24 protein-coding genes and 2 tRNA genes are annotated in these 25,887 nt (G+C 68.3%); 9 read left to right on the top strand and 17 right to left on the bottom strand.

Going from position 1 to position 25,887, the window contains the following annotated elements:
* Positions 1 to 78: 78 nt before the first annotated feature.
* Both ACYVKI_RS13580 and ACYVKI_RS13575 read left to right on the top strand, forming a co-directional pair.
* On the top strand, positions 79 to 1,173 hold the full coding sequence (locus ACYVKI_RS13580) for an S-(hydroxymethyl)mycothiol dehydrogenase (protein ID WP_460690894.1): 1,095 nt from the start codon (positions 79 to 81) through the stop codon (positions 1,171 to 1,173).
* Positions 1,174 to 1,187: 14 nt separating this feature from the next.
* A complete protein-coding gene (locus ACYVKI_RS13575) occupies positions 1,188 to 1,850 on the top strand; it encodes an MBL fold metallo-hydrolase (RefSeq protein WP_460690893.1) in 663 nt (220 codons plus the stop codon).
* A gap of 83 nt (positions 1,851 to 1,933) precedes the next feature.
* Here the strand turns inward: ACYVKI_RS13575 and ACYVKI_RS13570 are convergent, their stop codons facing one another.
* The 7 genes from ACYVKI_RS13570 to ACYVKI_RS13540 all read right to left on the bottom strand — a co-directional run bounded on the left by ACYVKI_RS13570 (position 1,934) and on the right by ACYVKI_RS13540 (position 9,376).
* Complete coding sequence (locus ACYVKI_RS13570; RefSeq protein ID WP_460690892.1) at positions 1,934 to 3,352, bottom strand: APC family permease; 1,419 nt, start codon at positions 3,350 to 3,352, stop codon at positions 1,934 to 1,936.
* Positions 3,349 to 4,980 carry an amidohydrolase gene (locus tag ACYVKI_RS13565; RefSeq protein ID WP_460690891.1) on the bottom strand — a complete coding sequence of 544 codons (1,632 nt, stop codon included), beginning with the start codon at positions 4,978 to 4,980 and terminating at the stop codon, positions 3,349 to 3,351. The genes ACYVKI_RS13570 and ACYVKI_RS13565 overlap by 4 nt, the downstream gene beginning before the upstream one ends.
* 122 nt (positions 4,981 to 5,102) lie before the next feature.
* A complete protein-coding gene (locus ACYVKI_RS13560) occupies positions 5,103 to 6,359 on the bottom strand; it encodes an MFS transporter (RefSeq protein ID WP_460690890.1) in 1,257 nt (418 codons plus the stop codon).
* 269 nt (positions 6,360 to 6,628) lie between these two features.
* Positions 6,629 to 6,701: transfer RNA gene (locus ACYVKI_RS13555), tRNA-Arg, on the bottom strand.
* Between the two features lie 51 nt (positions 6,702 to 6,752).
* On the bottom strand, positions 6,753 to 7,085 hold the full coding sequence (locus ACYVKI_RS13550; RefSeq protein ID WP_460690889.1) for an antibiotic biosynthesis monooxygenase family protein: 333 nt from the start codon (positions 7,083 to 7,085) through the stop codon (positions 6,753 to 6,755).
* 60 nt (positions 7,086 to 7,145) lie between these two features.
* The gene (locus tag ACYVKI_RS13545) at positions 7,146 to 8,165 is read right to left on the bottom strand and encodes an Rv2578c family radical SAM protein (protein ID WP_460690888.1); all 1,020 of its coding nucleotides are present in this window, start codon (positions 8,163 to 8,165) and stop codon (positions 7,146 to 7,148) included.
* Between the two features lie 89 nt (positions 8,166 to 8,254).
* Positions 8,255 to 9,376 (bottom strand): YeiH family protein, encoded by a 1,122-nt coding sequence (locus tag ACYVKI_RS13540; protein WP_460690887.1) that lies wholly within the window; start codon positions 9,374 to 9,376, stop codon positions 8,255 to 8,257.
* Between the two features lie 121 nt (positions 9,377 to 9,497).
* Here ACYVKI_RS13540 and ACYVKI_RS13535 point away from each other — a divergent pair, with 121 nt between their 5' ends.
* The 5 genes from ACYVKI_RS13535 to ACYVKI_RS13515 all read left to right on the top strand — a co-directional run bounded on the left by ACYVKI_RS13535 (position 9,498) and on the right by ACYVKI_RS13515 (position 14,471).
* A complete protein-coding gene (locus tag ACYVKI_RS13535) occupies positions 9,498 to 10,292 on the top strand; it encodes an NUDIX hydrolase (RefSeq protein ID WP_460690886.1) in 795 nt (264 codons plus the stop codon).
* Entirely contained in the window at positions 10,289 to 11,563 is a 1,275-nt protein-coding gene (nadA, locus tag ACYVKI_RS13530) for a quinolinate synthase NadA (protein ID WP_460690885.1), read from the top strand. The genes ACYVKI_RS13535 and nadA overlap by 4 nt, the downstream gene beginning before the upstream one ends.
* Positions 11,564 to 11,667: 104 nt before the next feature.
* Positions 11,668 to 12,510: a carboxylating nicotinate-nucleotide diphosphorylase gene (nadC, locus tag ACYVKI_RS13525; RefSeq protein WP_460690902.1), complete on the top strand. Its 843-nt coding sequence runs from the start codon at positions 11,668 to 11,670 to the stop codon at positions 12,508 to 12,510.
* Between the two features lie 10 nt (positions 12,511 to 12,520).
* Positions 12,521 to 13,678, top strand: a complete 1,158-nt coding sequence (locus ACYVKI_RS13520) for a cysteine desulfurase family protein (RefSeq protein ID WP_460690884.1) — start codon at positions 12,521 to 12,523, stop codon at positions 13,676 to 13,678.
* Positions 13,679 to 13,991: 313 nt separating this feature from the next.
* A complete protein-coding gene (locus tag ACYVKI_RS13515; protein WP_460690883.1) occupies positions 13,992 to 14,471 on the top strand; it encodes an Hsp20/alpha crystallin family protein in 480 nt (159 codons plus the stop codon).
* Positions 14,472 to 14,506: 35 nt separating this feature from the next.
* Here ACYVKI_RS13515 and ACYVKI_RS13510 read toward each other — a convergent pair whose 3' ends face one another.
* A complete protein-coding gene (locus ACYVKI_RS13510) occupies positions 14,507 to 15,052 on the bottom strand; it encodes a hypothetical protein (RefSeq protein ID WP_460690882.1) in 546 nt (181 codons plus the stop codon).
* A 71-nt stretch (positions 15,053 to 15,123) separates the two neighbouring features.
* On the opposite strand from ACYVKI_RS13510, the gene mgrA reads away from it, so the two are divergent.
* Positions 15,124 to 16,173 (top strand): L-glyceraldehyde 3-phosphate reductase, encoded by a 1,050-nt coding sequence (gene mgrA, locus ACYVKI_RS13505; RefSeq protein ID WP_460690881.1) that lies wholly within the window; start codon positions 15,124 to 15,126, stop codon positions 16,171 to 16,173.
* Positions 16,174 to 16,269: 96 nt separating this feature from the next.
* Here mgrA and ACYVKI_RS13500 read toward each other — a convergent pair whose 3' ends face one another.
* The 8 genes from ACYVKI_RS13500 to ACYVKI_RS13465 form a co-directional block, all read right to left on the bottom strand.
* Positions 16,270 to 17,139, bottom strand: coding sequence for an inositol monophosphatase family protein (locus tag ACYVKI_RS13500; RefSeq protein ID WP_460690880.1), 870 nt, complete (start codon positions 17,137 to 17,139; stop codon positions 16,270 to 16,272).
* A complete protein-coding gene (gene phnE / locus ACYVKI_RS13495) occupies positions 17,136 to 18,938 on the bottom strand; it encodes a phosphonate ABC transporter, permease protein PhnE (protein ID WP_460690879.1) in 1,803 nt (600 codons plus the stop codon). The genes ACYVKI_RS13500 and phnE overlap by 4 nt, the downstream gene beginning before the upstream one ends.
* Positions 18,935 to 19,741 carry a phosphonate ABC transporter ATP-binding protein gene (gene phnC, locus ACYVKI_RS13490; protein ID WP_460690878.1) on the bottom strand — a complete coding sequence of 269 codons (807 nt, stop codon included), beginning with the start codon at positions 19,739 to 19,741 and terminating at the stop codon, positions 18,935 to 18,937. The genes phnE and phnC overlap by 4 nt, the downstream gene beginning before the upstream one ends.
* A 10-nt stretch (positions 19,742 to 19,751) precedes the next feature.
* Complete coding sequence (phnD, locus tag ACYVKI_RS13485; protein ID WP_460690877.1) at positions 19,752 to 20,687, bottom strand: phosphate/phosphite/phosphonate ABC transporter substrate-binding protein; 936 nt, start codon at positions 20,685 to 20,687, stop codon at positions 19,752 to 19,754.
* Positions 20,688 to 20,949: 262 nt separating this feature from the next.
* Entirely contained in the window at positions 20,950 to 21,405 is a 456-nt protein-coding gene (locus ACYVKI_RS13480; RefSeq protein WP_460690876.1) for a MarR family winged helix-turn-helix transcriptional regulator, read from the bottom strand.
* 49 nt (positions 21,406 to 21,454) lie between these two features.
* Positions 21,455 to 22,120, bottom strand: a complete 666-nt coding sequence (locus tag ACYVKI_RS13475) for an HAD-IA family hydrolase (RefSeq protein WP_460690875.1) — start codon at positions 22,118 to 22,120, stop codon at positions 21,455 to 21,457.
* 130 nt (positions 22,121 to 22,250) lie between these two features.
* Positions 22,251 to 22,709, bottom strand: coding sequence for a hypothetical protein (locus ACYVKI_RS13470; RefSeq protein ID WP_460690874.1), 459 nt, complete (start codon positions 22,707 to 22,709; stop codon positions 22,251 to 22,253).
* 52 nt (positions 22,710 to 22,761) lie between these two features.
* Entirely contained in the window at positions 22,762 to 24,192 is a 1,431-nt protein-coding gene (locus ACYVKI_RS13465) for an FAD-binding oxidoreductase (RefSeq protein ID WP_460690873.1), read from the bottom strand.
* Between the two features lie 285 nt (positions 24,193 to 24,477).
* Between ACYVKI_RS13465 and ACYVKI_RS13460 the strand changes: the two genes are divergently transcribed.
* On the top strand, positions 24,478 to 25,611 hold the full coding sequence (locus tag ACYVKI_RS13460; protein ID WP_460690872.1) for a helix-turn-helix transcriptional regulator: 1,134 nt from the start codon (positions 24,478 to 24,480) through the stop codon (positions 25,609 to 25,611).
* A 159-nt stretch (positions 25,612 to 25,770) separates the two neighbouring features.
* On the opposite strand, the gene ACYVKI_RS13455 is transcribed toward ACYVKI_RS13460, so the two are convergent.
* Positions 25,771 to 25,844: transfer RNA gene (locus ACYVKI_RS13455), tRNA-Pro, on the bottom strand.
* Between the last annotated feature and the right edge of the window lie 43 nt (positions 25,845 to 25,887).

The following is a 25,887-nucleotide window of genomic DNA, read 5'->3' as shown; positions in this document are numbered from 1 at the left end:
TCGGAGGGCCTACCATGTCTCATCCGCCGCCCACACCTACCACCATTGATGTCACCTGCCTGAAGAGGAGCCTCTGAAATGCCCTATACCGTCAACGCCGTGGTCGTCACCGCTCAGGATGCGCCGGCCACGGTCGAGCAGATCGTCGTCCCCGATCCGGGCCCCGGGGAGGCCGTGGTCGATGTGCTCACCTGTGGCGTCTGCCAGACCGACCAGCACTACCAGAAGGGCATGATCGGTCAGAACTACCCGTACCTGCTCGGGCACGAGGCCACCGGCCGCGTCGCCGCCGTCGGCGAGGGGGTGACCTCGGTCAGCCCCGGGGACACCGTGATCCTGAACTGGCGCGCCGTCTGCGGCGAGTGCCGTGCCTGCCGCCGCGGCAAGCTCCAGTACTGCTTCAACACCCACAACGCCACGCAGAAGATGACCTTGTCCGACGGGACTCCCCTGGAACCGGCGCTGGGCATCGGGGCGTTCGCTGAGAAGACGCTGGTCGCTGCAGGACAGTGCACCGTCGTCGAGGACACCGACGACGAGCACAACGCCGCCATCGGCCTGCTCGGATGCGGTGTGATGGCCGGCATCGGGTCGGCGGTCAACACCGGCGAGGTGGCCCGCGGGGAGTCGGTGGCCGTGATCGGCTGCGGAGGCGTGGGAACCGCAGCCATCGCCGGAGCGCGCCTGGCCGGAGCCACCACCATCATCGCCGTGGACCTCGATCCGCGGAAGCTGGAGCAGGCGCGACGGCTCGGCGCCACCCACACCGTCGAGGCAGGCGGCACCGACCCGGTGGAAGCGATCCGCGAGCTCACCGGAGGCCATGGCGCCGACGTCGTCATCGACGCCGTCGCCCGCCCGGAGACCTATACCCAGGCCTTCTACGCCCGCGACCTGGCCGGCCGCGTGGTCCTGGTCGGCGTCCCCGACCCCTCCTGGACCGTGGAGCTGCCGATGATCGAACTCTTCGGCCGGGGAGGCACCCTCAAATCCTCCTGGTATGGAGACTGTCTGCCCAGCCGGGACTTCCCCTACCTGGTGGATCTGTACCGCCAGGGGCGCCTGGACCTCGACGCCTTCGTCACCGAACGGGTGCGCCTTGACCAGGTCCAGGAGGCCTTCGAGACCATGAACCAGGGCGACGTGCTGCGCAGCGTCGTCGAAATCGGCTGAGAGGAGCCCACCCGATGGCCACCACGGCACGCATCGAACATCTGATCACTGCAGGCACCTTCTCCCTGGACGGCGGGACGTGGGAGGTGGAGAACAACGTCTACCTCGTCGGAGACGACGAGGAGGTGCTGATCATCGACCCGTCCCACGACGCCGACGCGGTGGCGGAGCAGGTCGGAGACCGCCAGGTCTTGGGCATCCTGCTCACCCACGGGCATGACGACCACATCCGTGAGGTCTTCGACGTCCAGCGCAAGGTCGGCGGCCGCATTCATCTCAACCCGGCCGACCACGTCCTCTGGGAGCAGGTCCATGCACACGCCCTGCCTGACGTGGAGATCTCTGACGGCGACGTCTTCACCGTCTCCGACACCCGCCTGACCGCTGTCCACACGCCCGGACACTCCCCCGGCTCCACCTGCTTCTATGCGGAGGACCTCCCCCACACCGACGGGTCCCGTGGGTCGGTGCTCTTCGCCGGCGACACGCTTTTCCAGGGCGGTCCCGGAGCCACCGGTCGGTCCCACAGCAGCTTCGAGACGATCATCGAGTCGATCAGTGACCGGATCTTCGCGGAGCTGCCGGAGGAGACGCAGGTGCTGCCCGGACACGGAGAGTCCACACGCATCGACAAGGAGAGGCCCCACCTCCAGGAGTGGGTCGACCGCGGATACTGAGAGGGCCCCTCACACAGAGACGTCCCCTGCGGGCCAGCGCGTGAACGGCTGGCCCGCAGGGGACGTCTCTGTGTGGGGCGTCGCTAGCTGCGGACCACCGAGTCCTCCACCTCCTGCAGGTCCATCGTGGGCGCCGGTCGGCGGAGTCCACGAGTGAGGACGAGGAGCCAGACCGCTCCGACGCCGACCCACCCCAGGCCGACCATGAACGCATCCGGCGAGAGCGAGGTCCACAGCCACAGGCACAGCGCCACACCGATGGCCGGCAGGATCGCGAACCGGAGGAGATCGGCGCCGTGGCGCCGCCCACGGTCCACCGCGTGGTACTTGATCACGCTCAGGTTGACGAAGGTGAAGGCGATCAGCGCACCGAAGCTGATCATCGCGGCGGCGAGCTCCAGCGGGAACACCAGGGCCAGCAGGGAGACCGCACCGACCACCAGCGCCGCCAGATACGGGGTCCGGAACCGTGGGTGGAGTGCGGCGAAGATCCGTCCCGGCATCGCCCCGTCGCGGCCCATGGTGTACAGGATCCGGGTCACGGAGACATGTGACGCCGTCGCCGAGGCCGCCCCGCCGGAGATGAAGGCCGCGGTGAAGAAGGCCACCAGGAACGCCCCTCCGGCGCGTCCCATCACGTCCGTGGCGGCAGTGTCCACGGAGCTGTAGGCCGTCCAGTCGGGGAAGACCAGGTGTCCCAGCCAGGACAGGAAGATGAAGATCAGACCTGCGCTGAAGGTGCAGATCAGGATGGCTCGCGGAATCGTGCGGGTGGGGTTGCGGGTCTCCTCTGAGAGCGTCGAGACCGCGTCGAAGCCGAGGAACGACAGGCACAGCACTGCGGCACCGGCGATCAGGGCGGCGAACTGGAACTCCTCGTTGGCGAAGGGTGCCAGCGGGTCGATGGGGGCGTCCTGAGCCGTCAGGGTCACGATGCTCATGATCACGAACACCACGATGAAGATGACCTGGATGCCCACCAGCAGGCTGTTGAATCCGGCGGCGACCTTGATGCCGAGCACGTTCATCGCGGTCACGATCACGATTGTGACCAGGATGATCAGCCACGCGGGCAGCCCTGGGATCGCCGCGTTGAGGTAGAGCCCGATGATCATGAAGTTGATCATCGGCAGGAACAGATAGTCCAGCAGCAGCGACCATCCCACCAGGAACCCGAGATTCGGCCCGAAAGCCCGCTGGGTGTAGGTGTAAGCTGAGCCGGCGACCGGCAGCGCCCGAACCATACGGGTGTAGCTCAGGGCGGTGACCAGCATGGCGGTCAGCGTGACGACATACGCCAGCGCCAGGTGCCCAGAGGTGATGGTGCTGACGATCCCGTAGGTGGTGAAGACGGTCAGCGGGACCATGTAGGCCAGGCCGAACAGCACCGCGTAGGGCAGACCCAGGGTCCGTTTCAATGCGGTGGACCCGGTGGCCCCGGTGGCCCCGGTGGTCTCAGCGGTCTCGGTGCTCTCGGTGCTCTCGGTGCTCTCGGTGTTCACAGGACTGCCTCTCTCTCACGGTGGACGACGGCTCCTGCCACGGTGGTCAGCAGCACGGGGGTGTCGACGAGCACGTCGGCGTCGGTCTCAACGGGGTCTGCGGCCCAGAGCGCCAGGTCCGCCTGCGCGCCGGGGGTGATCGTGCCGACGTCGGCACGACCCAGGGCCTCCGCGGCCCATCGGGTGTAGCCCAGCAGCGCCTCACGTCCGCTCAGCCGCTGGTCCGGTTCGAACACCGGAGTCTCCGGCCGGCCGGGGTGGCGCCGCAGACGGGCCCAGGCCAGCCCGATGCGTGCATCGCTGGTGGCCACCGGCCAGTCGGAACCCAGCGCGATCATCCCTCCGGCGTCGAGCACGTCCTTGATGCGCCAGGCCCGCGCGGCACGCTCCGGCCCCAGCCGGGCCGCCCACGGGTCGGTCCCCTCCACCTCACGCCACTGCATGTGCAGCGGCTGCATGGAGGCCACGACGCCGGCCTCGACCAGCTGCTCCACATCATGGTCGGTCATCGTCTCGAGGTGCTCGATTCGGTGCGGCGCCGCGTCAGTGCCCACCGGCCCCAGATCGCGGTACACCTGAGTCACGTGGTCCACACCGGCATCGCCGCAGGAGTGGGTGGCCAGCTGGAACCCGGCCCGGTGATAGGCGGTGGCCACCTCGCGATACCGGTCGAGCGAAGGCCAGAACGGGTGGGCGGACTCCCCTGTGGTGTCGGGCTGATGCAACCAGGCTGTACCGCCGTCGATCACCCCGTCGATGAACATCTTGATCATCGTGACCCGGTAGCGGGCGCCCGTGGTGCCGAACAGGGCGATCCTTTCGACCACTGCCGCATCGTCATCTCCGGGGTGGTGCCACAGCGCCACCTGCAGGCGGACCGGCAGGCCACCGGGGAGGGTCTCGAGCGTGTCGAGCGTCGTCAGTGTGGATCGGGTGCCGTCCATGATGGTCGCCCCGGTGACCCCGGAGGCCGCCATCTCGGTCAGCTTGGCCTGCACGGTGCGGGCCAGCTCCTCAGGCTGCCCCTGGGGGACGGCGTCGAAGACCAGCGTGTAGGCGGGGATCTCCCGGAGCTCGCCGGTGGGGGTGCCGTCTTCGTCGACGACGACCTCGCTGGCGTCGGCGAACTCCTCGGTGCCGTCGACACCGGCACGCGCCAGGGCGGCGCTGTTGGCCAGCCCGGTATGCATGTCGAAGAACCGCACTGCCAGAGGGCGTCCGCCCGTGGCAGCGTCGAAGTGGTCCCCCCGGATCCCGGCCTCCTCGAAGGCCTTGTAGTCGAGATTCCAGCCCAGGATCCACGCGTCCTCGGGGAGCCCGGCGGCCTCGTCGGCGATGGCCGCGCGGATCGCTGCCAGGTCGGTCATGCCGCCGAAGTCGATGCCCACCGTCGCTTCGCAGCCCAGCACCGGGTGGCAGTGCGAATCGATGAGCCCCGGCGTCAGCGTCGCGCCCTGAGCGTCGATGACCTGGGTGTCCGGTGAGGCGAGGGCCAGGATCTCGGCGTCGCTCCCCAGCGCGGTGACGGTGCCTCCCGCGATGGCGACGGCCGTCTCGGGGACCACGTGCCCTGCCGAGGCGGTGGTCATCGTGCGGATGCTGGCGGTGTGGATGATCAGGTCGGTCATGATGGTGGTGGCTCCTCCTGAGGGAGTGGGATCGAGGTGCGGGCTCGAGGCCGAGGCTGGGTTCGACCCCGGCTGTTCGGCCGATGCGTCGGACCAGGAACGGGAGGGGAAGATGGGCGAGGTCATCGAGTTGTCCCGTCTGCACCTGCCGGCGCGACGTCGTCCGATGAGGAGTAAGGGTTCCTGCTGATCACCGGGTCGGCCACCAGGGGATCCTCGCCGACCAGGCGGTCTCCGCCCCGCTCCGGGACGCCGCTGCGCCGGGAGATCAGCAGCAGCACCAGACCGGCGGCGACGCTGACCCCCGAGACCATCATGGCGAAGGTCAGCGGTGAGGTGTGAGTGACCAGGGCTCCGCCCACGGCGGGCCCAAGAGCGATGCCGAGGATGTAGACGGTGGAGACCAGCACGCCGACACGTCCGGAGACGTCCATCCGCGCCGCGAGGCCCAGGACGAGCACCAGGGCCGCTCCGTAGGCCAAGCCCCAGGCGGCATTGGCCCCGAGGAACACCGGTGCGGTGGTGGAGGTGACGATCAGGAACTTCGCGGTGCTGCTGAGGACCAGGATCGCGAAGATCGACAGAGAGCGGCCGATCCGCACCAGCACCAGCGGGGCGACGACGGCGCCGGTGAGTCCACCGATGATCTGCAGCGAGATCACCAACGAGGACTCCCCCGGGGAGAGACCCACGTTCTGGACGGCCAGAATCTCCAACATCGCGTAGACCATGTCCTCGGACAGCGACCAGAGCCCGAAGACTGCGGCCAGCAGGATCGCCGCCGGAGTGAAGGAGCGCGCCGTCGTACGGGGCTCCTCCTGGACGGGAAGGTTCGGCAGACCCCCGGCGGCGAACAGGCCGGCGGCTCCGAGCAGGGCCAGGACGATGAGGAGGTTCCGCAGGTCGTTGCCCAGCAGCGGCACCACGGCCAGCAGTGCGGCGGCTCCAGCGCGATTGACGATGGTGACCATCGTGGTCGTCTTGTCCGGGTTCATGGTGACTGCGGTGGAGGCGATGCCGGCGGCCATGACCACACCGCAGCTGATTCCGCCGATGATGACTCCGGCCTGGACCACCGCGGGCGTCAGCACCGCCGCCGCCCCTCCGAAGCCCAGCACCATGCCTGCCAGGCCCATGCGAGCGACCTGGGACCGATCACCGTGGGCGACGAATCTGTTGGCGGCGAACAGCCCGGCGGCTGTGCCCAGTGACATGAGGGTCACCAGGTTCCCCGCATGGGAGACGGTGAAGCCGAGGTCATTGACCAGTGCGCCGATCAGCACCGGCACGAGGTTTGCGGCCAGATAGGCCAGGACGAGTGTGCCGATGAACGACACGACCACTCGGGGGGTCAGCCGGGGGGCGGCGGGGGCTGGCATGCGGGTGACTCCTCAACGACAGGCGCTCATTAAATGAACGCTATTCGTTATCTTTGTAGTCCAGGTCACATCGGCATGTCAAGCCATCGTGCCACGCTCCAGGTCACCGCCAGACGTCGAACCGACGCCGCATGCCCGGCACATCCACCCCTGGTCGTCGCGGCGGTGATCCACAGCCCCTGCAAGCCCCCACGGAGACCCCGGATCAGGGCCTGGAGACAGAAAAATGCCGGGACATCGACGAGTCGATGCCCCGGCATTTCAACGGGTACCCCCTGCAGGATTCGAACCTGCGACCTTCTGCTCCGGAGGCAGACGCTCTATCCCCTGAGCTAAGGAGGCGGGGGTCAGGTCAGCTACGCTGACGTTCTGACTCAGCCAGATTACCAGCCGTCAGCCGGTGACCGAAATCTGGTAGCTCCAGAGCTCTGAGGACATGCCCACCGGCGGACGTTCCTGCCCGCCCTCCCCACCAGATCCGGCCTCGCGGTCCTGGCCGTGGGAGCGCTGGAAGTGCTCGGAGCTCCGCCAGTTCTCAAAGTCCTCCTCGGAGGCCCACCGGGTGACCACGAGCCAGACGGCGCGCCCATCGGTGGGCTGCAGCAGCTCGAAGCCTTCGAACCCAGGCGTGCCCTCCATGGATCCGTGCCGTGCGGCGAAACGATGCCCCAGCTCATCACCGGAGCCTTCGGGGACGGTGATCGCATTGATCTTGATGACACTCATGGCTCCATTGTGACACCTGCAGCCAAGGACTCGGGGCGCCGTGACCGCTTGCCCCCGCTCTCAGAACAGCGCGGGCTGCTGAGGTCCCGGATCAGCAGCAGGGACATCGGGCGCTGTGCGCTCCCGCCACATCGGATCCCGCCGTCGGGAGAAGCCATGACGGCGTCGCGCCTGATCAGCCCTGGCGCCCAGCCATCGACGATACTCCCTCGAGGCGTAGGATCCACCGCGATAGATCCGGTGATACCGGGCAACGAGCCCGGGATGCTCACGACTCAGCCACTGCATGTACCACTCCCGCGATCCGGGACGCAGATGCAGAGCCCCGGTGGTGACATCAGCCGCCCCCGCGTCGGACAGGGCGGAGCAGAGCGAGTCGAGATGCTCCATCGAGTCGGAGAGCCACGGCAGGATCGGCATCGCCAGCACGGTGCACTCCAGGCCGGCGTCGACGATGGCGCGGATCAGGCTCAGCCGTGCGCGGGGTCCGGGCGTCCCTGGCTCGACGCGCTGCTGGAGCTCGGGATCGACCATCGCCAAGGAGACGGCCACAGAGACCGGCACCTGCTGGGCCGCCTCACCCAGCAGCGGCAGGTCCCGCTTCAGCAGAGGACCCTTGGTCAGGATGGAGAACGGCGTGCCGGACTCGGCGAGCGCGGTGATGATGCCCGGCATGAGTCGGTACCGACCCTCGGCCCGCATATAGGGGTCTGAGTTCGTCCCCAGCGCCACATGCTCACGCCCCCAGCTGGGCCTGGCCAGCTCGACCCGCAGGACCTCCGCGATGTTCGTCTTGACGACGATCTGAGTGTCGAAGTCCTGCCCAGAGTCGAAGTCCAGATACTCGTGGGTCTTTCGCGCGAAACAGTAGACGCACCGATGGAGGCAGCCCCGCGTGGGGTTGACAGTCCAGGTGAACGGCATGCTCGAACCTGCCGGGACGCGATTCAGCGCCGAACGGCACGCGATCTCGTGAAAGGCCACCCCGTCGAACTCCGGAGTCCGCACCGTGCGCAGCAGCCCTTTCATGGGCAGCAGCGCGGCGCCGTCGTCGTCGACCTTCTGATCCTGCCATCTCACGCAGTCTATTCGAACACAGATTCGATGCGGAGTCGAGACGGAGTCGAGAGAGCGCGCGATCTCCGCACGGCGGCGGCCCGCCCGAGACCTCAGAGAAGGACGACGACCCCGATCAGGGAGACCCCCAGGGCGACCACCGTGCCGAACGCCCCCACCGCCAGAGCCGGCCCACCGCGACGCACGAGCTGAGGCAGGTCGACGCCTGCCCCGATGCCCACCATGGCCATCGACATCACCATCGTCGTGATGCTGCGCACCGGATCCATCAGCCCGGCCGGAAGATCCACCAGCGAGACCAGCGCGGAGGCACCCAGAAACCCGAGGACGAAACCCGGCAGCAGGGGCGGACGATGCCGTGCCGCCGCCGGCCGCCCACCCTCTCCGCGCCGTCGCTGCCACCGCTCGCCGAGGCCGATGAGCACCACCACGGGCGCCAGCAGCACCACCCGCCCGAGCTTGACCACCACTGCCACCGCGAGCGCTGTGGCACCCACCATGCCGCCGGCGGCGACGACCTGCCCCACCTCATGGACGCCGACCCCGATCCAGATCCCGGCAGTGCGTTCATCCAGGCCGAGCAGCTCCACCAGCAGCGGCAGAACGAGCATCGCCAGGGTGCCGTAGAAGGTCACCACGGCGATCGCCATGGCCGCCGCGGAATCCACCGAGCGAGCGTCCCGATCCCGCCCGTCACCCCGGTCGAGGGTCGCCGCGGCCGCCGCGACGGCCGACGCCCCGCAGATGGAGGTGCCGGTGGCGAGCATGACCGATTCTCCATGGGGGGCGCCCAGCGCCCGCGCTCCCAGCATCGTGCCGAGGAAGGTCAGCCCCACCGTTCCGATGACCAGCACCACCACTTCCCAGCCGAGCGCCAGCATGTCACTAAGGACCAGCTGGAGCCCCAGCAGCACGATGCTCAGGCGCAGCAGGGTCTTGGCGGCGAAGCCGAGTCCGCTCTCCAGGGGGCGGGGAATCCACCCCAGGGCGCGCAGTGCGATGCCGATCAGGATCGCGAGCAGGAGCCCGGAGACCCCGGGGATCAGACCACCCAGGAGGTGGGCGGAGATCGCCGCCATCACGGCGACGGAGAGCCCGGGCAGCAGGTTCCGGAGGCGACCGGCTGCGGGCCCGCCGGCACGGGTGCGGCTGGGGCCGGTGGGAGGTCTGGCCGGCAGACCGAGGCGGCGTCGGCGTCGAGCGGGGGTGATCACCGCGACAGTCTATGCCGCTGGCCGGCCGCAGACCCGCCTGCCCGCGCCAACCCCTTCAGGTTGACATGACCTTATGAAGAAGAGCATAGTGTCACTGTCACCAGAAGGAGGGGGTGCAGCGATGAGCAGTCCTGCCGAGCACGCGACAGCGCCACCGGCCCGGCGCACATGGGCCACCCCTGACTCCCTCGCCTCGCCGACGGGCGCCCACCAACACCTGGAGCTGGCCGTCTCCACTGTGGTCTTCGCCCTGCGCCCCCACCCCGAGACCGGGCGCCCCATCCTATGGCTGCCCCTGGTGCGCCGGATCCGGGAGCCGTTCCGAGGCCGGTGGGCGCTGCCCGGCGGACCGCTGGAGGACCACCACGACCTCGCCTCCTCCGCCCGCGAGACACTCAAGGCCACCACGGGGCTGAAGCCCCGGCACCTCGAACAGCTCTACGCCTTCGGCGACGTCGACCGCTCACCGCAGAGCGACCACCGCGTGGTCTCGATCGTCTACTGGGCCCTGGTACGCCCCGACGAGGACGCCGAGGCCGACCACGGGGACAACGTGCAGTGGTTCCCCGCTGACGAGACCTTGGCCCAGCACGAGCACGCCTCCGCCCCACTGGCCTTCGACCACGGCGTGATCCTGCGTTACGCCCTGCAGCGCCTCCGCGCGAAGATCACCTACTCCCCCATCGCCCACGCCTTCCTGGCCGAGGAGTTCCCGCTCACGCAGCTCCGCGAGGTCTACGAGGCGATCCTCGGCCGCGATCTCGACCCCTCCAACTTCCGCCGCCAGGTGCTGGCCCAGGGCTCGGTGGAGAGCACCGGGCGCCGGATGACCGGCACCCACCACCGCCCGCCGCTGCTGTACCGCTCGGCACCCAACCGCTCCCGCTACACGCTCACCATCGAGGAGAACCCATGAGCCTGTCCGTCCACGACCGCATCGAGCTCAAGCCCAAGGAGTCGTGCAACGACTCGCTGCCACGGGGTCCCTGGGAGTTCGACGTCGCCCCCGGATACGGGCCCGGCGCCTCCGAGGCCGACCCGATCCCGGACCGCACGGCGCGCCCCGGCCAGTTGCCCCAGCTGTACCGGGAGCTCGAGGACGAGCAGCTCCACGCCCGCATCCGCGCGGCCAAGGAGGCCCTGGGCGAGAAGCTGGTCATCCTCGGACACTTCTACCAGCGCGACGAAGTCGTGCAGTACGCGGACTTCGTCGGGGACTCCTTCCAGCTGGCCAACGCGGCGCTGACCAAACCCGAGGCGGAGACCATCGTCTTCTGCGGCGTACACTTCATGGCCGAGACGGCTGACGTCCTCTCCTCTGCTGAGCAGCGCGTCATCCTGCCCAACCTGGCCGCAGGATGCTCGATGGCCGATATGGCCGACGAAGAGTCCGTCGAGGAGGCTTGGGAGGACATCGCCGAGGTCTACGGCTTCGACCCCGAGGACCCTCAGCCCGACGCCGAGGGCAAGCTTCCGGTGATCCCGGTGACCTACATGAACTCGTCGGCGGCGTTGAAGGCCTTCTGCGGCCGACATGGCGGGATCGTATGCACCTCCTCCAACGCCGCCACGGTGCTGGAGTGGGCCTTCGCACGAGCCCACCGGGTACTGTTCTTCCCGGACCAGCACCTGGGACGCAACACGGCCAAGGCGATGGGCGTGCCGCTGGAGCACATGCCGATGTGGAACCCGCGGCAGGAGCTGGGCGGCAACACGGAGGAGACCCTGCGGTCGGCGAAGGTGCTCCTGTGGCACGGCTTCTGCTCGGTGCATCGCCGGTTCACCGTGGATCAGATCGAGCAGGCCCGGACCGAGCACCCGGGGGTCAAGGTCATCGTCCACCCGGAGTGTCCGATGCCGGTGGTCGACGCCGCCGACGCCGCCGGCTCCACCGACGCGATCAAGAAGTTCATCGCCGCCTCCTCCCCCGGCGACACCATCGCCGTGGGCACGGAGATCAACATGGTCAATCGGCTGGCCGCCGAGCACCCGGACCGCACGATCTTCTGCCTGGACCCGGTGATCTGCCCCTGCTCGACGATGTACCGCATCCACCCCGGCTATCTGGCCTGGGTGCTGGATGAGCTCGTCGCCGGCCGGGTGGAGAACCAGATCGTGGTCGAGGACGACGTCGCCGTCGAGGCGAAGGTCGCCCTGGACCGGATGCTCGCCGCGAAGCCGAGGTGAGCTCCACCATGACCCCGGCTCCTCCCGCGGCTTCTCCGTCCCCCTCCCCGTGCGGCTCTCCCGCCTCCTCACCACCCCCTCCCCCTGACGTCGCCACGGACCCGCTGCTCTCCCGGGCCCAGATCCAGCAGGTCGTCGATCTGGCCCTCGCGGAGGACGCCCCCGGCGGAGATCTGACCTCATGGGCCTTCGTCCCCGCTCACGCCGTGGCCGAGGCCGCCCTGGTGGCCCGCCAGCCCGGCATCTTCAGCGGTGGCGACGTCTTCGCCACGGCGATGACCGCCGTGTCCTCCGAGGTGAACGTGACCCGGCAGCATCACGACGGCGATCCCTTCAGTCCCGGCGATCAGCTGGCCTCGGTGCGAGGCCCGGCCCGCGCGGTGCTCACCGCCGAGCGCGTGGCGTTGAACCTGGTGCAGCGGATGACCGCGGTGGCGACGCTGACAGCCCGCTACGTGGCGGCCGTCGGGGGAACCGGCGTCCGGATCACCGACACGCGGAAGACCACTCCGGGGCTGCGGGCCCTGGAGCGCCATGCGGTGCGCTGCGGGGGCGGGCACAACCACCGGTTCAGCCTCTCCGACGCCGTGATGGCCAAGGACAATCACATCGGGTTGGTCGAGGACCTCGCCTCGGCCGTCACCGCCGCCCGCACCCGCTTGCCGCACACCACCCATATCGAGGTGGAGGTGGATCGGATCGATCAGATCGAACCGGCCCTCGCAGGAGGCGCAGACACCCTGATGCTGGACAACTTCTCGTGTGACGACCTGCGCCGCGGTGTGGAGATCATCGGCGGCCGAGCCGTCGTGGAGGCCTCCGGCGGAGTCACCCTGGAGACCGTGCCCGAGATCGCCGCCACCGGCGTCGATGTCATCAGCGTAGGCGCCCTGACCCATGGGGTTCCGGCAGTGGACCTGGGCCTGGACCTGACCACGAGTCGATGAAGGGGGCACCATGACCCAGACGGCCGAAACGAGCGCGTCATCCTCACACGCCTCTGAGGTGTACCTCGACTCCGCGGCCTCGGCGCCGGTCCGCCGAGAGGTGCTCGAGGCCATGTGGCCCCACCTGGCGGGAGGGCATGCCAACCCCTCCAGCCGCCACGAGCCCGGGATGACAGCGGGCCGCGCCCTGGAGGATGCCCGCGCCAGGGTCGCCCGCAGCCTCGGCGCCCGCGCCGGGGAGGTCCTCTTCACCTCGGGAGGCACCGAGGCCGACAACGCCGCGATCAAGGGCATCGCCCTGGCCGCACCCCGGGGCCGCCATGTGCTCGTCTCCGCGATGGAGCACCCTGCGGTGGCCGAGTCCGCAGACTGGCTGCGGCGGCTCGGATACGCGGTGGAGACCCTCCCGGTCGACCAGCACGGCCTGGTGTCCCCGGACGATCTGCGCGGCCGCCTGCGCGAGGACACGACGCTGGTCAGCGTGCAGGCGGCCAGCAACGAGGTCGGCACAGTCCAGGACATCGCCTCCTTGGCCCGGATCGCCGCGGAGACCGGCACGCCCTTCCACACCGACGCCGTACAGGCCGCAGGCTCAGAGCCGCTGGATGTGGGCAGCCTCGGCGTGCAGGCGATGACTCTCGCCGGGCACAAGATCGGCACTCCGAAGGGCGTCGGGGTCCTCTGGCTGCGCCGACGCACGCCCTTCGAGCCACTGATCCACGGGGGAGGCCAGCAGCGTGGGCGCCGCTCCGGGACCGAGGACGTGGCGGGCGCTGTGGCCATGGCCACAGCGGTGGAGCTGGCGCAGCACGAGGACGTCGCCGCCCTGCGTGCGCGCCGGGATCAGTTCATCGCCGCGGTCGTGTGTGGCGTCCCCCAGGCTCGGCTGACCGGACATCACACCCGTCGGCTGGCCGGCCATGCCTCCTTCGTGCTGCCCGGTCGCAGCGGGGAGTCTGTGCTGCTCGACCTCGAGCGGGAGGGCGTGTTCTGCTCCTCGGGCTCGGCCTGCGCCGCCGGCTCCAGCGAGCCCAGCCCCGCCCTGACCGCGATGGGCTTCCCCGCAGAGGTCGCCCAGACGGCGGTGCGCTTCACCTTCGGCACCGACGTCAGCGATGCTGACCTGGCTCGCGCCGCCGAGGCGCTGATCCGCAGCGCAGGCCCGTGACAGAGCCATGCCGGAGGGAAGCACTCGCCCTCGTCGGGGATCAGCTGCCGAGCCACCTCGAGGTCCGGACGGTCACCGCCATCTGCCGGACCCGTCGCCGTGGCATCGACCGGGGCCCGCGGACCCCGGATGAGCTCGCGGCGATCGACACATGCCTCTGTCCTGACACCGTCGGGTCCTGCTCCCGATGCCTCGCAGATCGCCCGAAAAACATGCGCCGACTACGCTAAAGTGCGGAATATGACCAGGAGGTTTTCCGTTGTTCCTGGTGCCAACACTCCACAAGTCGACAGTGCGAAAGGGGATGATCTCGTTGGCCACCAACCGTCTGACCCGACTGGACCCGATGTCCCTGATGGACGACCTGCTCCACTCGCTGCGCTCCCCGCTGTTCGACGAGTCACCGGTCAGCGCCTCCCGCGTGGACGGCACCCGAGGAGTCGGCTTCGTCCCCGCGGTGGATGCCCATCGTGACGGTGAAGACCTCGTCCTGCGGGTGGACCTGCCCGGCGTGGACCCGGAGAACGACGTCTCTGTGGAACTCAGCGGCCGGTCGTTGACCATCTCGGGCGAACGCCGGGATGAGCGCGACACCGAGGGGCTGCGGGAGGTCCGCTACGGCACCTTCTCTCGCACGGTGACGCTGCCCCAAGAGGTCTCTTCCGAGGCCATCACCGCAGGCTACGACGCCGGTGTACTGACGGTGACGGTCGCCGGGGTCTATGCGAAGGAGACGCCGCAGCGCATCCAGGTCACCGCAGGCTCCGAGCGACCTGACCAGATCGAGAGCTGAGGACCCGGCCCCGCTGCTCGTCGGGCCCTGGAGCCTCAGAGCTCGGCGAGCAGCACCTTCCAGAAGGGCTTCCACCGATCGATGTCCTCCGGCGCGGCCAGCTTGGTGTGCTCCAGCCCCATGGCCACCCGGCCCTGGCCCGTGGCCGTGATCCCGAGGCTGACCCGGCTGCCGTCGGACAGCTTCACCCGCCAGTAGAGCCACTTCGGGGTCTCTGAGGTGGAGGCTGGCCCCTGGGTGGCGACCCCGTTGAACTCCTCACGGTCGGCCACCAGGTGCAACCAGGCGTCGAGAGCCTCCCGACGGTCTCCCTGGCGGGTCTTGCTCACCGAGGCATGGAAGCTTCCGTCGCTGGCCTGCCCGGGGATGCGCAGACCCCGCACCTGCTCGTAGGCCACCGCCACACCTTGGGCCCACCACCCGGTGTTGTCCAGGTCGGCGGGCATCTGCGCCTCGGCCAGCTCTGCGATCTGCGGATGCGTCATCGACTGCGCGTCGGCGGCGTCGAGCTGACGGACCCAATCGTCCCACTGACGGCCCGTTGCTCGGGCGATGGCCTCTGTGTTCTGCGACTTCACCATGGGCTGATCGTAGTCGCCCTGTCCGCCCAGGAGTAGGCTTGTCAGCGGCCGCCCGCGACGACAGGAGATCCATGAGCCGCACCCCGTACCTCGCCGCCGAGGACCGCTACGAGCATCTGGTCTACCGGCAGGTCGGGCGCTCCGGGCTGGTGCTTCCACCGTTGTCCCTGGGACTGTGGCACAACTTCGGCGACGACGTCCCCTTCCAGCGACAGCGGGACATCGTCCGTGCCGCCTTCGACTCTGGGATCACCCACTTTGACCTGGCCAACAACTACGGCCCGCCTCCCGGCTCGGCGGAGACCAACTTCGGGCGACTGATGCGAGAGGACCTCTCCCCCTACCGGGATGAGCTGATCATCTCCACCAAGGCCGGCTGGGCCATGCATCCGGGCCCATACGGCGGCCCCGGCGGCAGCCGGAAGTATCTGCTCTCGAGTCTGGACGCCTCGCTGGATCGTCTCGGGCTCGACTATGTCGACATCTTCTACTCCCACCGACCAGATGCGCACACTCCGCTGGAGGAGACGATGGCCGCACTGGACACCGCCGTCCGCTCCGGCAGGGCGCTCTATGTCGGCATCTCGTCGTATTCCCCGGAGGACACCCGTCAGGCCGCCGCCATCCTGCAGGAGCTCGGCACTCCCCTGCTGATCCACCAGCCCTCCTACTCGATGTTCAACCGCTGGATCGAGCACGACGGACTGCTGGACACCGTCGACGACGAGGGTGTGGGCGTGATCGCCTTCAGCGCACTGGCCCAGGGCATGCTCACCGAGAAGTATCTCGACGGCGTGCCCGCCGACTCGCGTGCGGCCACCAAGCCCTCCTTCCGGGATGGTTTCCTCAGCGAGGAGAACCTCCAGAGGATCCGCGCCCTGCACCATATCGCCCGCCGCCGTGGGCAGACACTGGCTCAGATGGCGCTGGCCTGGGCCCTGCGCGATGAGCGGGTCACCTCGCTGGTGATCGGCGCCAGCCGGGTCGAGCAGCTGACGCAGAACCTCGCCGCACTGCGGTCCCCGGCGTTCAGCGCTGAGGAGCTCGCCGAGATCGACCAGTACGCTGTCGACGCGGGGATCGACATCTGGGGCGATGCGCGACGCAGCACCACGTCCTGAGCGAAGCGACCCCAGACCACCATCGCCCCCGGTCGGGCGGTCATACGTTGACATGACCTCCCTGTCCGGGGGCGATGAGGGGTGGCCCAGACCGTGTCACATGGCGAGCAGGGCGGCGAGTCGTTCGGGGACCTCGCCTCGGTCCATCAGCCGGGTCAGACGCGGTCCGAGCTCCTCGGCCCGGGCGGGATCCCGAGTGATCAGATACGAATGACTCGCCCAGTCCCCGAATCCCGGCGGAGCCTGGCCCAGCCGCAGGTGCGTACAGCCCGTGGCCTGGGCCACCGCGATCCCTCCGGCGATGTCCCACGGTGCCGCCCCGGTGAGCTCGAACGCTCCGGCGGCCCTGCCTGCGGCCACATGAGCCACCTGCAGGGCGAAGGACCCCGGGTTGCGCACGATGCCGAAGCTCTGGCAGATGCCGATCAGCTCGTCGAGATCACCACCGCTGGACTGCAGCCCCTGGAACGGTTGCGAGGTCATCACCCCGGGGCGTCCGGGGTCCTCGTCCGCCGACGCCAGGGGCTGATCATTGACCCAGGCCTTCTCCCGACAGGCCCAGAAGGTCTCCCGCTGCAGCGGGTCATGCACAGCCCCAGCGACGAGCACCCCGTCCAGCTCGGCGGCCACCGAGGTCGAGATGTACGGGATCCCGGCGATGAAGTTATGCGTGCCATCGATCGGATCGATGTGCCAGCGCAACGACGCCGACCCTCCGGATACCGCACCGTCAGTGGATCCGTACTCCTCCCCGGAGATCGCCGCCTCCGGAGTCGCTTCGGCCAGGATCTGTCGGATCCTGCGCTCGGAGCGTCGATCGACCTCGGTGACCGGGTCGAACTCTGAGCTCTTGTGCTCGACCTCGACAGTTCCGAAGAAGGCCCGGCGGATGTCTTCCGCGACGGCTTCCGCGGCCTGGCGAGCGATTCTCCCCAGAACGACGTCATCAGGTGTCGTGGTGTTCACAGAATCTGCCTCCTGAGCCAACCTGAGAACTTCTCAGTGGCATAGACGGTGATGAAGATCATGATGATCAGGGCCAGGGTCTGGTCCATCTGCCGACCACGGATCGAAGCATCCAGAGCCAGGCCGATACCACCAGCACCGACGATGCCCATCACGGTGGCCGCACGGACGAAGACGTCGAACATGTACAGCCCCACCCCGATGATTCCGGGCAAGGTCGACGGAATCGTCGAGGTCACCGTGCGCTGGAGCCAACCTGCCCCCACCGCGCGCATCGCTTCGTTCTGCTTGGACAGATCCGTGTCCTCGATCGTGTCCGCGATCAGCTTGCCGGCCAGTCCGATCGAACCGATCGTCAACGCCAGCACACCAGCCAGCGGACCCATCCCGAAGGCCACCACCAGCAGCACCGCGATGATCAGCTCCGGCATACCACGGACCACGATCGTGGAGAACCTGGCCAACTTCTCCGCGATCGGATGGAACGTGGCATTCTTCGCCCCGAGGATCCCGATCGGCAGAGAGATGATCAGCCCCAGCACAGTGGCCGCCAACGCCATCCAGATCGTCTCCAACATCAGATCCAGATGCCGAGCGAAATTGGTCACGAAGTCCGGCGGGAACATGCTCACCACATACGGGATGATGTCCTGGATCGCGACGACCAGCTGCACCGGCCCGAAACCGAGCATGATGAAGCTGAACACCGTCAGCGCCACCGCCGTCCAGCCCATGGTCCACCGCCGCAGCCGGAAGGGATCCCAACCGACGCTGATACGCCCCTCAGCGCTCGGACGACGCCAGGCAGCACGCCGCCCCGTCGCCGCCGTCGGCTTCGGAGTCGACTTCGACGTCGGCGTCGCGGTCGACGTCGGCGTCCCGGCGGTGCCCCCTTCGCCCGCCCGGGCGGCCGACTGCTCGACCCGGCGACTCCGGAAGGCCTTGTACTTCGCCCGCAGCGAGAACGGGTTGTCCTTCGCCGGAGCCTCACTGCCCAGCACCGCGGCGCGAGCCATCGCCGAGAGCCGCTCGGTGAGCAGCACCAGCAGGAAGATGATGATCGCGATGGCCATCACCCGGGTGTAGACCATCTGGCCCTGCACCCGCTGCAGCTCCAGCCCGATGCCACCAGCACCGACGAAGCCCAGGATCACCGCATTGCGCAGATTGATGTCGATCCGATACAGCGACAACGAGATCCAGTTGGTCATCACCTGCGGCAGCACTGCGGAGAAGAACGTCTGGATCCTCGTGGCCCCCGAGGCCCTGCTGGCCTCGACGATGCCCATGTCGATCTCTTCGATCCGGTCGGCGAAGAACTTCCCGATCATCCCGATCGAACTGATCCCCATCGCCAACACACCCGCAGTGGGCCCCACCCCGATCGCTCGCACGAAGATCAGCGCGAACACCAGCGAAGGCACCGCACGAGTCAGCGTGATGATGAACCGACACACGTTGTAGGCCACCGGCCCGGTGGTGATGTTCCGCGCCGCCAGCGCCGAGACCGGCACCGCCAGCACCAACGCGATCGCCGTACCGGCCAGCACCATCCACAGCGTCTCGATGACCGCGACGACATAGCGCTGCCAGTCCACGAAACTCGGCGGCATCATCCGATCGATGAGATTGACCACCGAGTCCATCCGGCCCCACACATTCCAGGGAGTGAACCCGGTCTGCCACAGCGCCACGCCGAAGAGCGCGACCACCACCAGAGCGACCAGCTGCAGACGACGTCGCTTCTTGTCCTTCGGCGGCCGCAGCACCCGCGGCCGCGCAGTCTCCATCACACTCATGCCGCCTCCGGGTCAGAACTGGCGGTGGGGTCAGTGCTGGCATAGATCGTCGAGGCATCTGCAATCGTGATCTGCGAGGCATCCCGGTCGAAGACGATCTCTCCATGCCGCAGCCCCACCATCCGATCAGCCCACTCGATGGCCAGCTCGACCTGGTGCAGACTGCAGATCACGGTCAGCCCATCTTCCTCACAGACCTTCAGCAGCAGCTCCATGATCTGCCGAGAAGACTCCGGGTCCAACGAGGCCACCGGCTCATCAGCCAGCACCAGCTCAGGCTTCTGGAACAACGCCCGAGCGATGCCCACCCGCTGCTGCTGCCCACCCGAGAGCGTGCCGGCCTTCTGGAAAGCCTGATCCCCCAGCCCGACGCGTTCCAACTGAGCCAAAGCCTCATGACGCATCGCATTGGGATAGGTCATCACCCCATACCGGGGCCCACGCAGCGTGCCCAGCGCCCCGGCCATGACGTTCTCCAACGCAGTGAGCCGACCCACCAGATTGAAGTGCTGGAAGATGAACGCCACCCGCTGCCGGAACCGGCGCAGCTCACGGGCCGACATGGCCATCGTGTCCTCGCCGAGCACCGTCAGCTCACCAGAGGTCGGATCATGCAGCCGGTTCAACACCCGCAGCGTGGTCGACTTCCCCGAGCCCGAGAGCCCCATCAGCACCAGCTTCTGGCCCCGAGGAACCTCCAGATCGATCCCGCGCAGCGCCTTGACCTCACCATCATTGAACTCCTTGGTGACGTTGCGCAGACTCACCGCCATATCCTGTGCCGTGTTCTCGTGATTCGTCACGGTCCTCACCTCAGCTCTGGCAGGCCGGCGCGTCAGTGAGCTCGCAGACCTCAGCGATCGGGTCCCAATAGGACTCGTCCTGATCCACGATGCCCCAGAACTGTCCCATCACCCGGCAGAAGTCTCCCGTCTCGCCTTCGGCGAGCAGGTCCTCGGGGCAGTCGCCCCGCTCGTAGACCACGTCGCCGTTGAGCTCGAGGATCGTCTCGGTGATCAGCGTCTGCAGCTCCTCGTCGATCTCCGTGGACACCGAGATCCCGCCCTCGGGGATGTCCTCACGCCAGATGATCTCCAGCTCGCCCGCCTCGACGTCGTCGTTGTCGTCGTAGAAGATGACCTCGGCCATCTCGCGGTGGGTGAAGACGGCGCTGCACTCTCCGTCGTACATCGTGCGGACTGCGGAGGCGTGGTCACCGACGAAGATGCCGTTGACGTCGGCCTCCGGATCCATCCCCTCCCCGAGGAACGCCGCGGCTCCGAAGAGGTAGCCGGTGGCCGAGCCCGGAGAGATGAAGCAGACGTCCTCTCCGGCGAGCTGCGTGATGTCGGTGATGCCGGAATCCGCGCGGACCGCAGCCACCGAGGCGTTGCGCGGCCCCTGCTCGTCTGGGGCTGTCGCGCCGACGGTGTCGAGCTGGGCGCCGTTGTCGCGGGCGATCCACTGGGCGAACGGGCCCAGCTGGACGAAGTCCAGGTCTCCGGCGATGCTCGCCTCGATCACGGCCGCCGGATCAGTGGCCTCGAACAGCTCGATCTCGTAGCCGGTCTCCTCCTCGAAGATCTCGATGAAGAAGCTCCAGTTGTCCAGCGTCTCGGTCGCGGTCTCCAGAGGCACGACGCCGAAGCTCAGCGTGCCGCCGTCACCGTCGTCTGCGCCATTGCCGCCCTCACCACATGCGGTGAGTGCCACCGCCGCGACGGCCGCTCCGGCCGTCCAGCGCATCATGCGTGCTCCCTGTCCCATGGTGCCTCCACCTCTCATACGTGCCAGTGATCCAACAGTTTGTGCCACAAACTGTTATGACTATAAAGTGACTGGCGTCACGTCGTCAAGGGGTGCGTCCGAGAAATGTCGTCCCCGAACTCCGCCCCAGGTCACGCAGCTCGCCGGGGAACAGGCGCGCGGAGACGTCTCAGGCACACGGGAACAGCTCCGGGGGTTCTGCTGCGGTGATGCCGGTCAGATGATGCCGGTCAGGTGATGCCGGTCAGATGATGCCGCGCCGCGTGGCCAGCTCGGTGAGCAGGGAGCGCAGCGTGGCCACGTCGTCCTCAGGCATGCCCGCCAGCAGCTCCTCCTCGGCCATCCCGCTCTGCTCGGCGCAGCGGCGCTGGAGCTCGACGCCGGCCTCCGTGAGGGTGATGGCGTAGCGACGCCGATCCTGATGGTCGCGGGTACGTTCGATGAGGCCCTGCTTCTGCAGGGCGTCGGCGATGATCGCCACACTGGCCTGGTCCAGCACCAGGGCACGGCAGACCTCGAACTGGGCCACCGGTTGCGGGAGGCTCGCCACTGCCGTCAGCATCGCCGCAGACCGCGCGCTCAGGCCCAGCGGCTCCAGCAGCACGCGCAACCTGTCCGCACGCAGCTGGTTGAGACGGTTCATCAACCAGCCGATCTCCTCCGCCATCGGATACCGGGATGTCTGCGCAGTGGTTGCCATGCAGAACACTCTAGCGATCCCACAGCCCCGGCCGCGGAATCCGTCCCGATCACCAGGTGACGGTGAACCTGCCGTCGCCGTCCGGCGTGACCTGAAGACCGGTCAGGTCCGCCACCGCATGGGTCGGCTCATACTCCCGGGCATGGGCGCCCACCCCGATCACCGTCATCCCGGCGGCCAGACCTGCCTCGACACCAGCCTCGGAGTCCTCGAAGACCACGCACTCCTCCGGTGCGGCACCGAGCAGTTCGGCACCCCGGAGAAATCCTTCGGGCGACGGCTTGCTGGCAGAGACGTCCTCTGCCGTGATCCGGTGCTCCGGGATCCGCAGCCCGGCCGCCTGCATCCGGGAGGCCGCCAAGCGTGCATCCGCCGAGGTCACCAGTGCGTGCGGCACACCCTCCAGATCCTCCAACAGCTGTGCGGCCCCCGCGATCGCCACGATTCCGGCGGTGTCGTCCGATTCGGTGGCCAGCATGCGGCGGTTCTCCCGGGCGTTGGTCTCCGGGTCCCGGTGAGGCAGCAGGATCGCCATGGACTCGTGTCCCTGGCGACCATGGACTGTCCGTAGGACCAGATCATGATCCAGACCGTGCTGGTCGGCCCAGCGCAGCCAGAGCTTCTCGACCACCGCACGGGAGTCCACCAGCGTGCCGTCCATGTCGAGAAGGGCCGCGCGGAAAGTCGCCGCGGCCGAGGTGCCGGAAGCAGCCATGGAGTCTCCTGACGAGGAAGGGGAGCATCCTGTCACTGCCGTCATGGAGATGCCGTCTCCACGAGGCAACACAGTCCATCACCACCCTAGCGAAGACCGCCCGACCTCGGAGCGGAGACATCACCCTCCGTCATCGGCACCGGACGTTCGGGTTCGTGGGGGCGAAGATCCCGTCCGGGTTTCCCTGCCAGATCCACACGTGCAGCGTGTGGAACGGTGGCCCGCCATGCGGGTGGGGCGGATCGAACGTGGTGCCGAAGAGCTCCGCCTCCGCGTCCCACGAGGCGTATTCGACGGCCACCAGCGCGAGCCTCCCGTTCGGCTGCGGAGCGTAGACGAGGATCTCCGGGTTCAGCGGATCCAGATCCTCGGCCGTGGCAGCCACTCCGCGCTGATAGTGGTACCCCATGTTCGGCACACAGCCGGATGTCTGCCCATAGCCAGCCTCCATCGCGACTCGCACATCCTGGTAGGCGACCGTCGCGGACCGGACCTGAGCCAGGTCGGACTGTCCGGTCGCCCCGGCCGGGGAGATGGTCGCCGCTGCCATCAGGGCGGCGGCTCCCAGGGCTGTCGTCAGGTGTCGCATGATCGTCGTCCTCTCTCATCATGGCAGCTCGCGCCGCCCGTCTCGTGGTGCCTCAGCGCCGTCCTATGAGCGGGACGCCGTGACGGAACAGGTCCTGCGGGTCGAACCGGCGCTTCACGGTCTGCAAACGGCGCCTCGTCTCAGCGTCGAACGCCTGTCGAGTGACGTCGACCCGCTCGTGGCCCTCGACGAAGTTCAGGTACCCGGACAGTGGGGCGAGGTGCTCGTTCAGGCGCCGCCAGATCGTGGTGAACCGGGCCTCCAGATCCGCGTCCGCGGCGGGACCGGTGACCAGACCCACCAGTTCGAGCATCCGGTCGCCCTGTCGCGCGGCGAAGCTGACCTCCGGGCGGTCGGCCCGGATCGCTCCCCCTGCGTGCCGGAGTTCGGCGAAGAGCACCGGCGAGGGGCTCCTGCCTCCACAGACCGCCTCCACCATGGCCGCCAGCACCTCTCCATCGATCTGTGCCAGCCATCGCCCGCTGGAGGCTGCCGGGAGCGGGTCCACCGGGTCCATCGAGATCTCAGCCGATCGGGCGAAAGGGATCGTCCCCCAGGTGTCCATCAGCGGCGTCCGCCAGGTACGCCACGCGTCCACCCAGGTCTTCCCCGACCCGGTCCCGTCCCTCGGATCTTCGGCCCAGCATCCCCGCACGATCACGAAGGTCTGTCCGCGCAGCGGTTCCGGGACGATCTCCAGGGGCGGGAAAGCTGTGATGTTGAAGGCGCTGGTCAGCTCCGCAGGAGCCTGATCGGACCAGGCGACATAGCGCTCGAAGACCTCACCGACGGCGTCGAGCGGATAGAACAGGTTTCCCGCGTAGACCTCCTCCACCGGCACGAGCCCGGTCGTCATCTCCACGACGACGCCGAGCCCGCTTCCTGCTGTGCCGCACAGGGCCCAGAACAGGTCCGGCTCCTCACTGGGTGAGGCTGTGACGGTGCTGCCGTCGGCGAGGACGACACGCATTGACCGGACCGCGTCGACGGCGAGCCCGTGTTTGCGCGCCAACCAGCCGAAGCCGCCACCGAGGCTGTAGCCGACGGTGCCGACATGCGGAGCTGATCCCAGCAGCGGAGCCAGACCGTGCTGCTGCGCGGCCGCGAGCACCGGACTCCAGGCGGTTCCCCCGCCGACGGTGGCCGTCCGTGAGGCCGCGTCGATGGACACCTGGTCGAGTCCGCCGGTGACGATCAGCACAGTGCGATCATCCGCGGGCACAGTGACGCTGTGGCCGGTGTTCTGAACAGCCACAGTGAGGTCATGGTCGACGGCATGGCGCACTGCATGGACGACGTCGACCACCGACGCCGCGACGACGACGACGGCCGGCCGCTGGGTCCAGGCCAGGTTCCACCCGGAGCACGCTTCGAGATACTCCGCGCCGTCCGACGGGGACAGAACCGGGCCCCGGCAGGCCGAGGCGAGGCGCTCGATGTCCGTGGCATGGGCAGAGTCGAGGGACCGGACATGAGTCGTCACGTGGGATGGGACGTGGGATGGGACGTGGGATGGGACGTGAGATGGGACGGTCATGGCGATCCCCTGACAGCTCGACGGTGAGAAGGTGAAAAGGGCCCCGGCCTGTGGCGGGGTCCGCAGACCTGCGGCACCTCAAGCATGTGCTTCGGTCGAGCGGGCGACCATCCCCGCTCACGGGGCACTCTCTCCGACGCCACCCCCACAGCGGGGGGATATGCGGGGGGATATTCGGCAGCGCGCACACCAATCCTTGACAGGTCCGGGGCGGAGGATCACACTCAGCCCATGGTGCTCCACGACACCACTGCATCCGTTCTTCGTCCGAGACACCGGGCCAGCGCCACCAGGCGGGTCCAGGAGGTCTGCGCCGATGCCCCGAACACCATGGATCTCATCGACGGTCTGCGCGCTCCGCTCCATGAGGCGTTGGGCATGTCCGGGATGCTGCTGAGCGCGACGGATCCCGACACCCTCGTGCTCTCCACGGCTGCCGTCATCGAGAATCTGCCCGAAGCGATGTGTGCGCCCTGGATGCACAACGAGTTCCTCGAGCCGGACTTCAACAAGTTCACAGACATGCACCGGACGGCGTCGGCGGCCACCACGCTGCACCGCGTCACCCAGGGACATCCGCAGCTGAGCCCGCGGCACCGGGAGCTGAACGGCCCCATGGGCTTCGGCGCCGAACTGCGCACGACGTTCTCCTGGCGAGGGATCTGCTGGGGAGTGGGCAACTTCCTGCGGGACAGCGGCGAGGAGGACTTCGACGACGACGCCCTCCTCTGGCTGGAGCGTCTGCGTCCCGTCATCGCCGCGGGGCTTCAGCGGTGCACCGTCCTGGACCTCAGAGCCGACGGCGGGGACTGGACCCCCGGCGTCGTGACGCTCGATCCGCTCGGGCAGGTCACGTCGATGAACGACAGCGCCCCGGAGCTGCTCGCCGAACTCTGGGCCCACCCGATCGAGGCCGGCCCGGAGACGAGCCTGCCGGGAGAGGCCTACATGGTCGCCACGCTGACGCGCGCCCGCGCCCTCCGTCGCCCCCGGGCCGAGCCCCCCGTGACGCGGCTGCATGGCCGGTCAGGGCGGTGGCTGACGATCCGGGGGGATCACACCCTGACCCCGGACGGTCGGCTCACAGGAATCGTCCTGATCATCGAGCCGTCACGTCCTGCGGAAGTGATGCCTCTGGTCGTCGCAGCCTATGGGCTGAGCGCCCGGGAGCAGGAGGTCCTCGCCGAGCTCTCCAACGGACGGTCCACCGGTGAGATCGCGAGCCGGCTCTTCATCTCCGAGCACACGGTCCGGGACCACGTCCGGTCCGTGTTGTCCAAAACCTCCACGACATCGCGTGGGGAGCTGCTGAGCCTGCTGTTCCACCATCACTCCGGCCCGGTCACTCACGTCGTCCATGCCTGAGCACGTCGAGCGGCCACACCTCACGAGGTCTCCCCGGGGAGACGCCGCTGGGCGGGGCGAGATGCCGTGATTCGTGGTCGCTCGATCCTCAGAGGCGTCCGCAGAGACGAGAGAACCCCGGATCGCTGTCATCTCAGCGATCCGGGGTTCTCTGCTCTGTCGGGATGACAGGATTTGAACCTGCGACCCCACGACCCCCAGTCGTGTGCGCTACCAAACTGCGCCACATCCCGATTCTTCGCGGCCGTTGCGGCCACCACGAGAGTCTACAACAAC

The sequence above is a fragment of the Nesterenkonia suensis genome (genome assembly GCF_054782935.1).
Note: the sequence above shows the minus strand (reverse complement) of the source record. Positions and strands in the feature narration are given on the sequence as shown.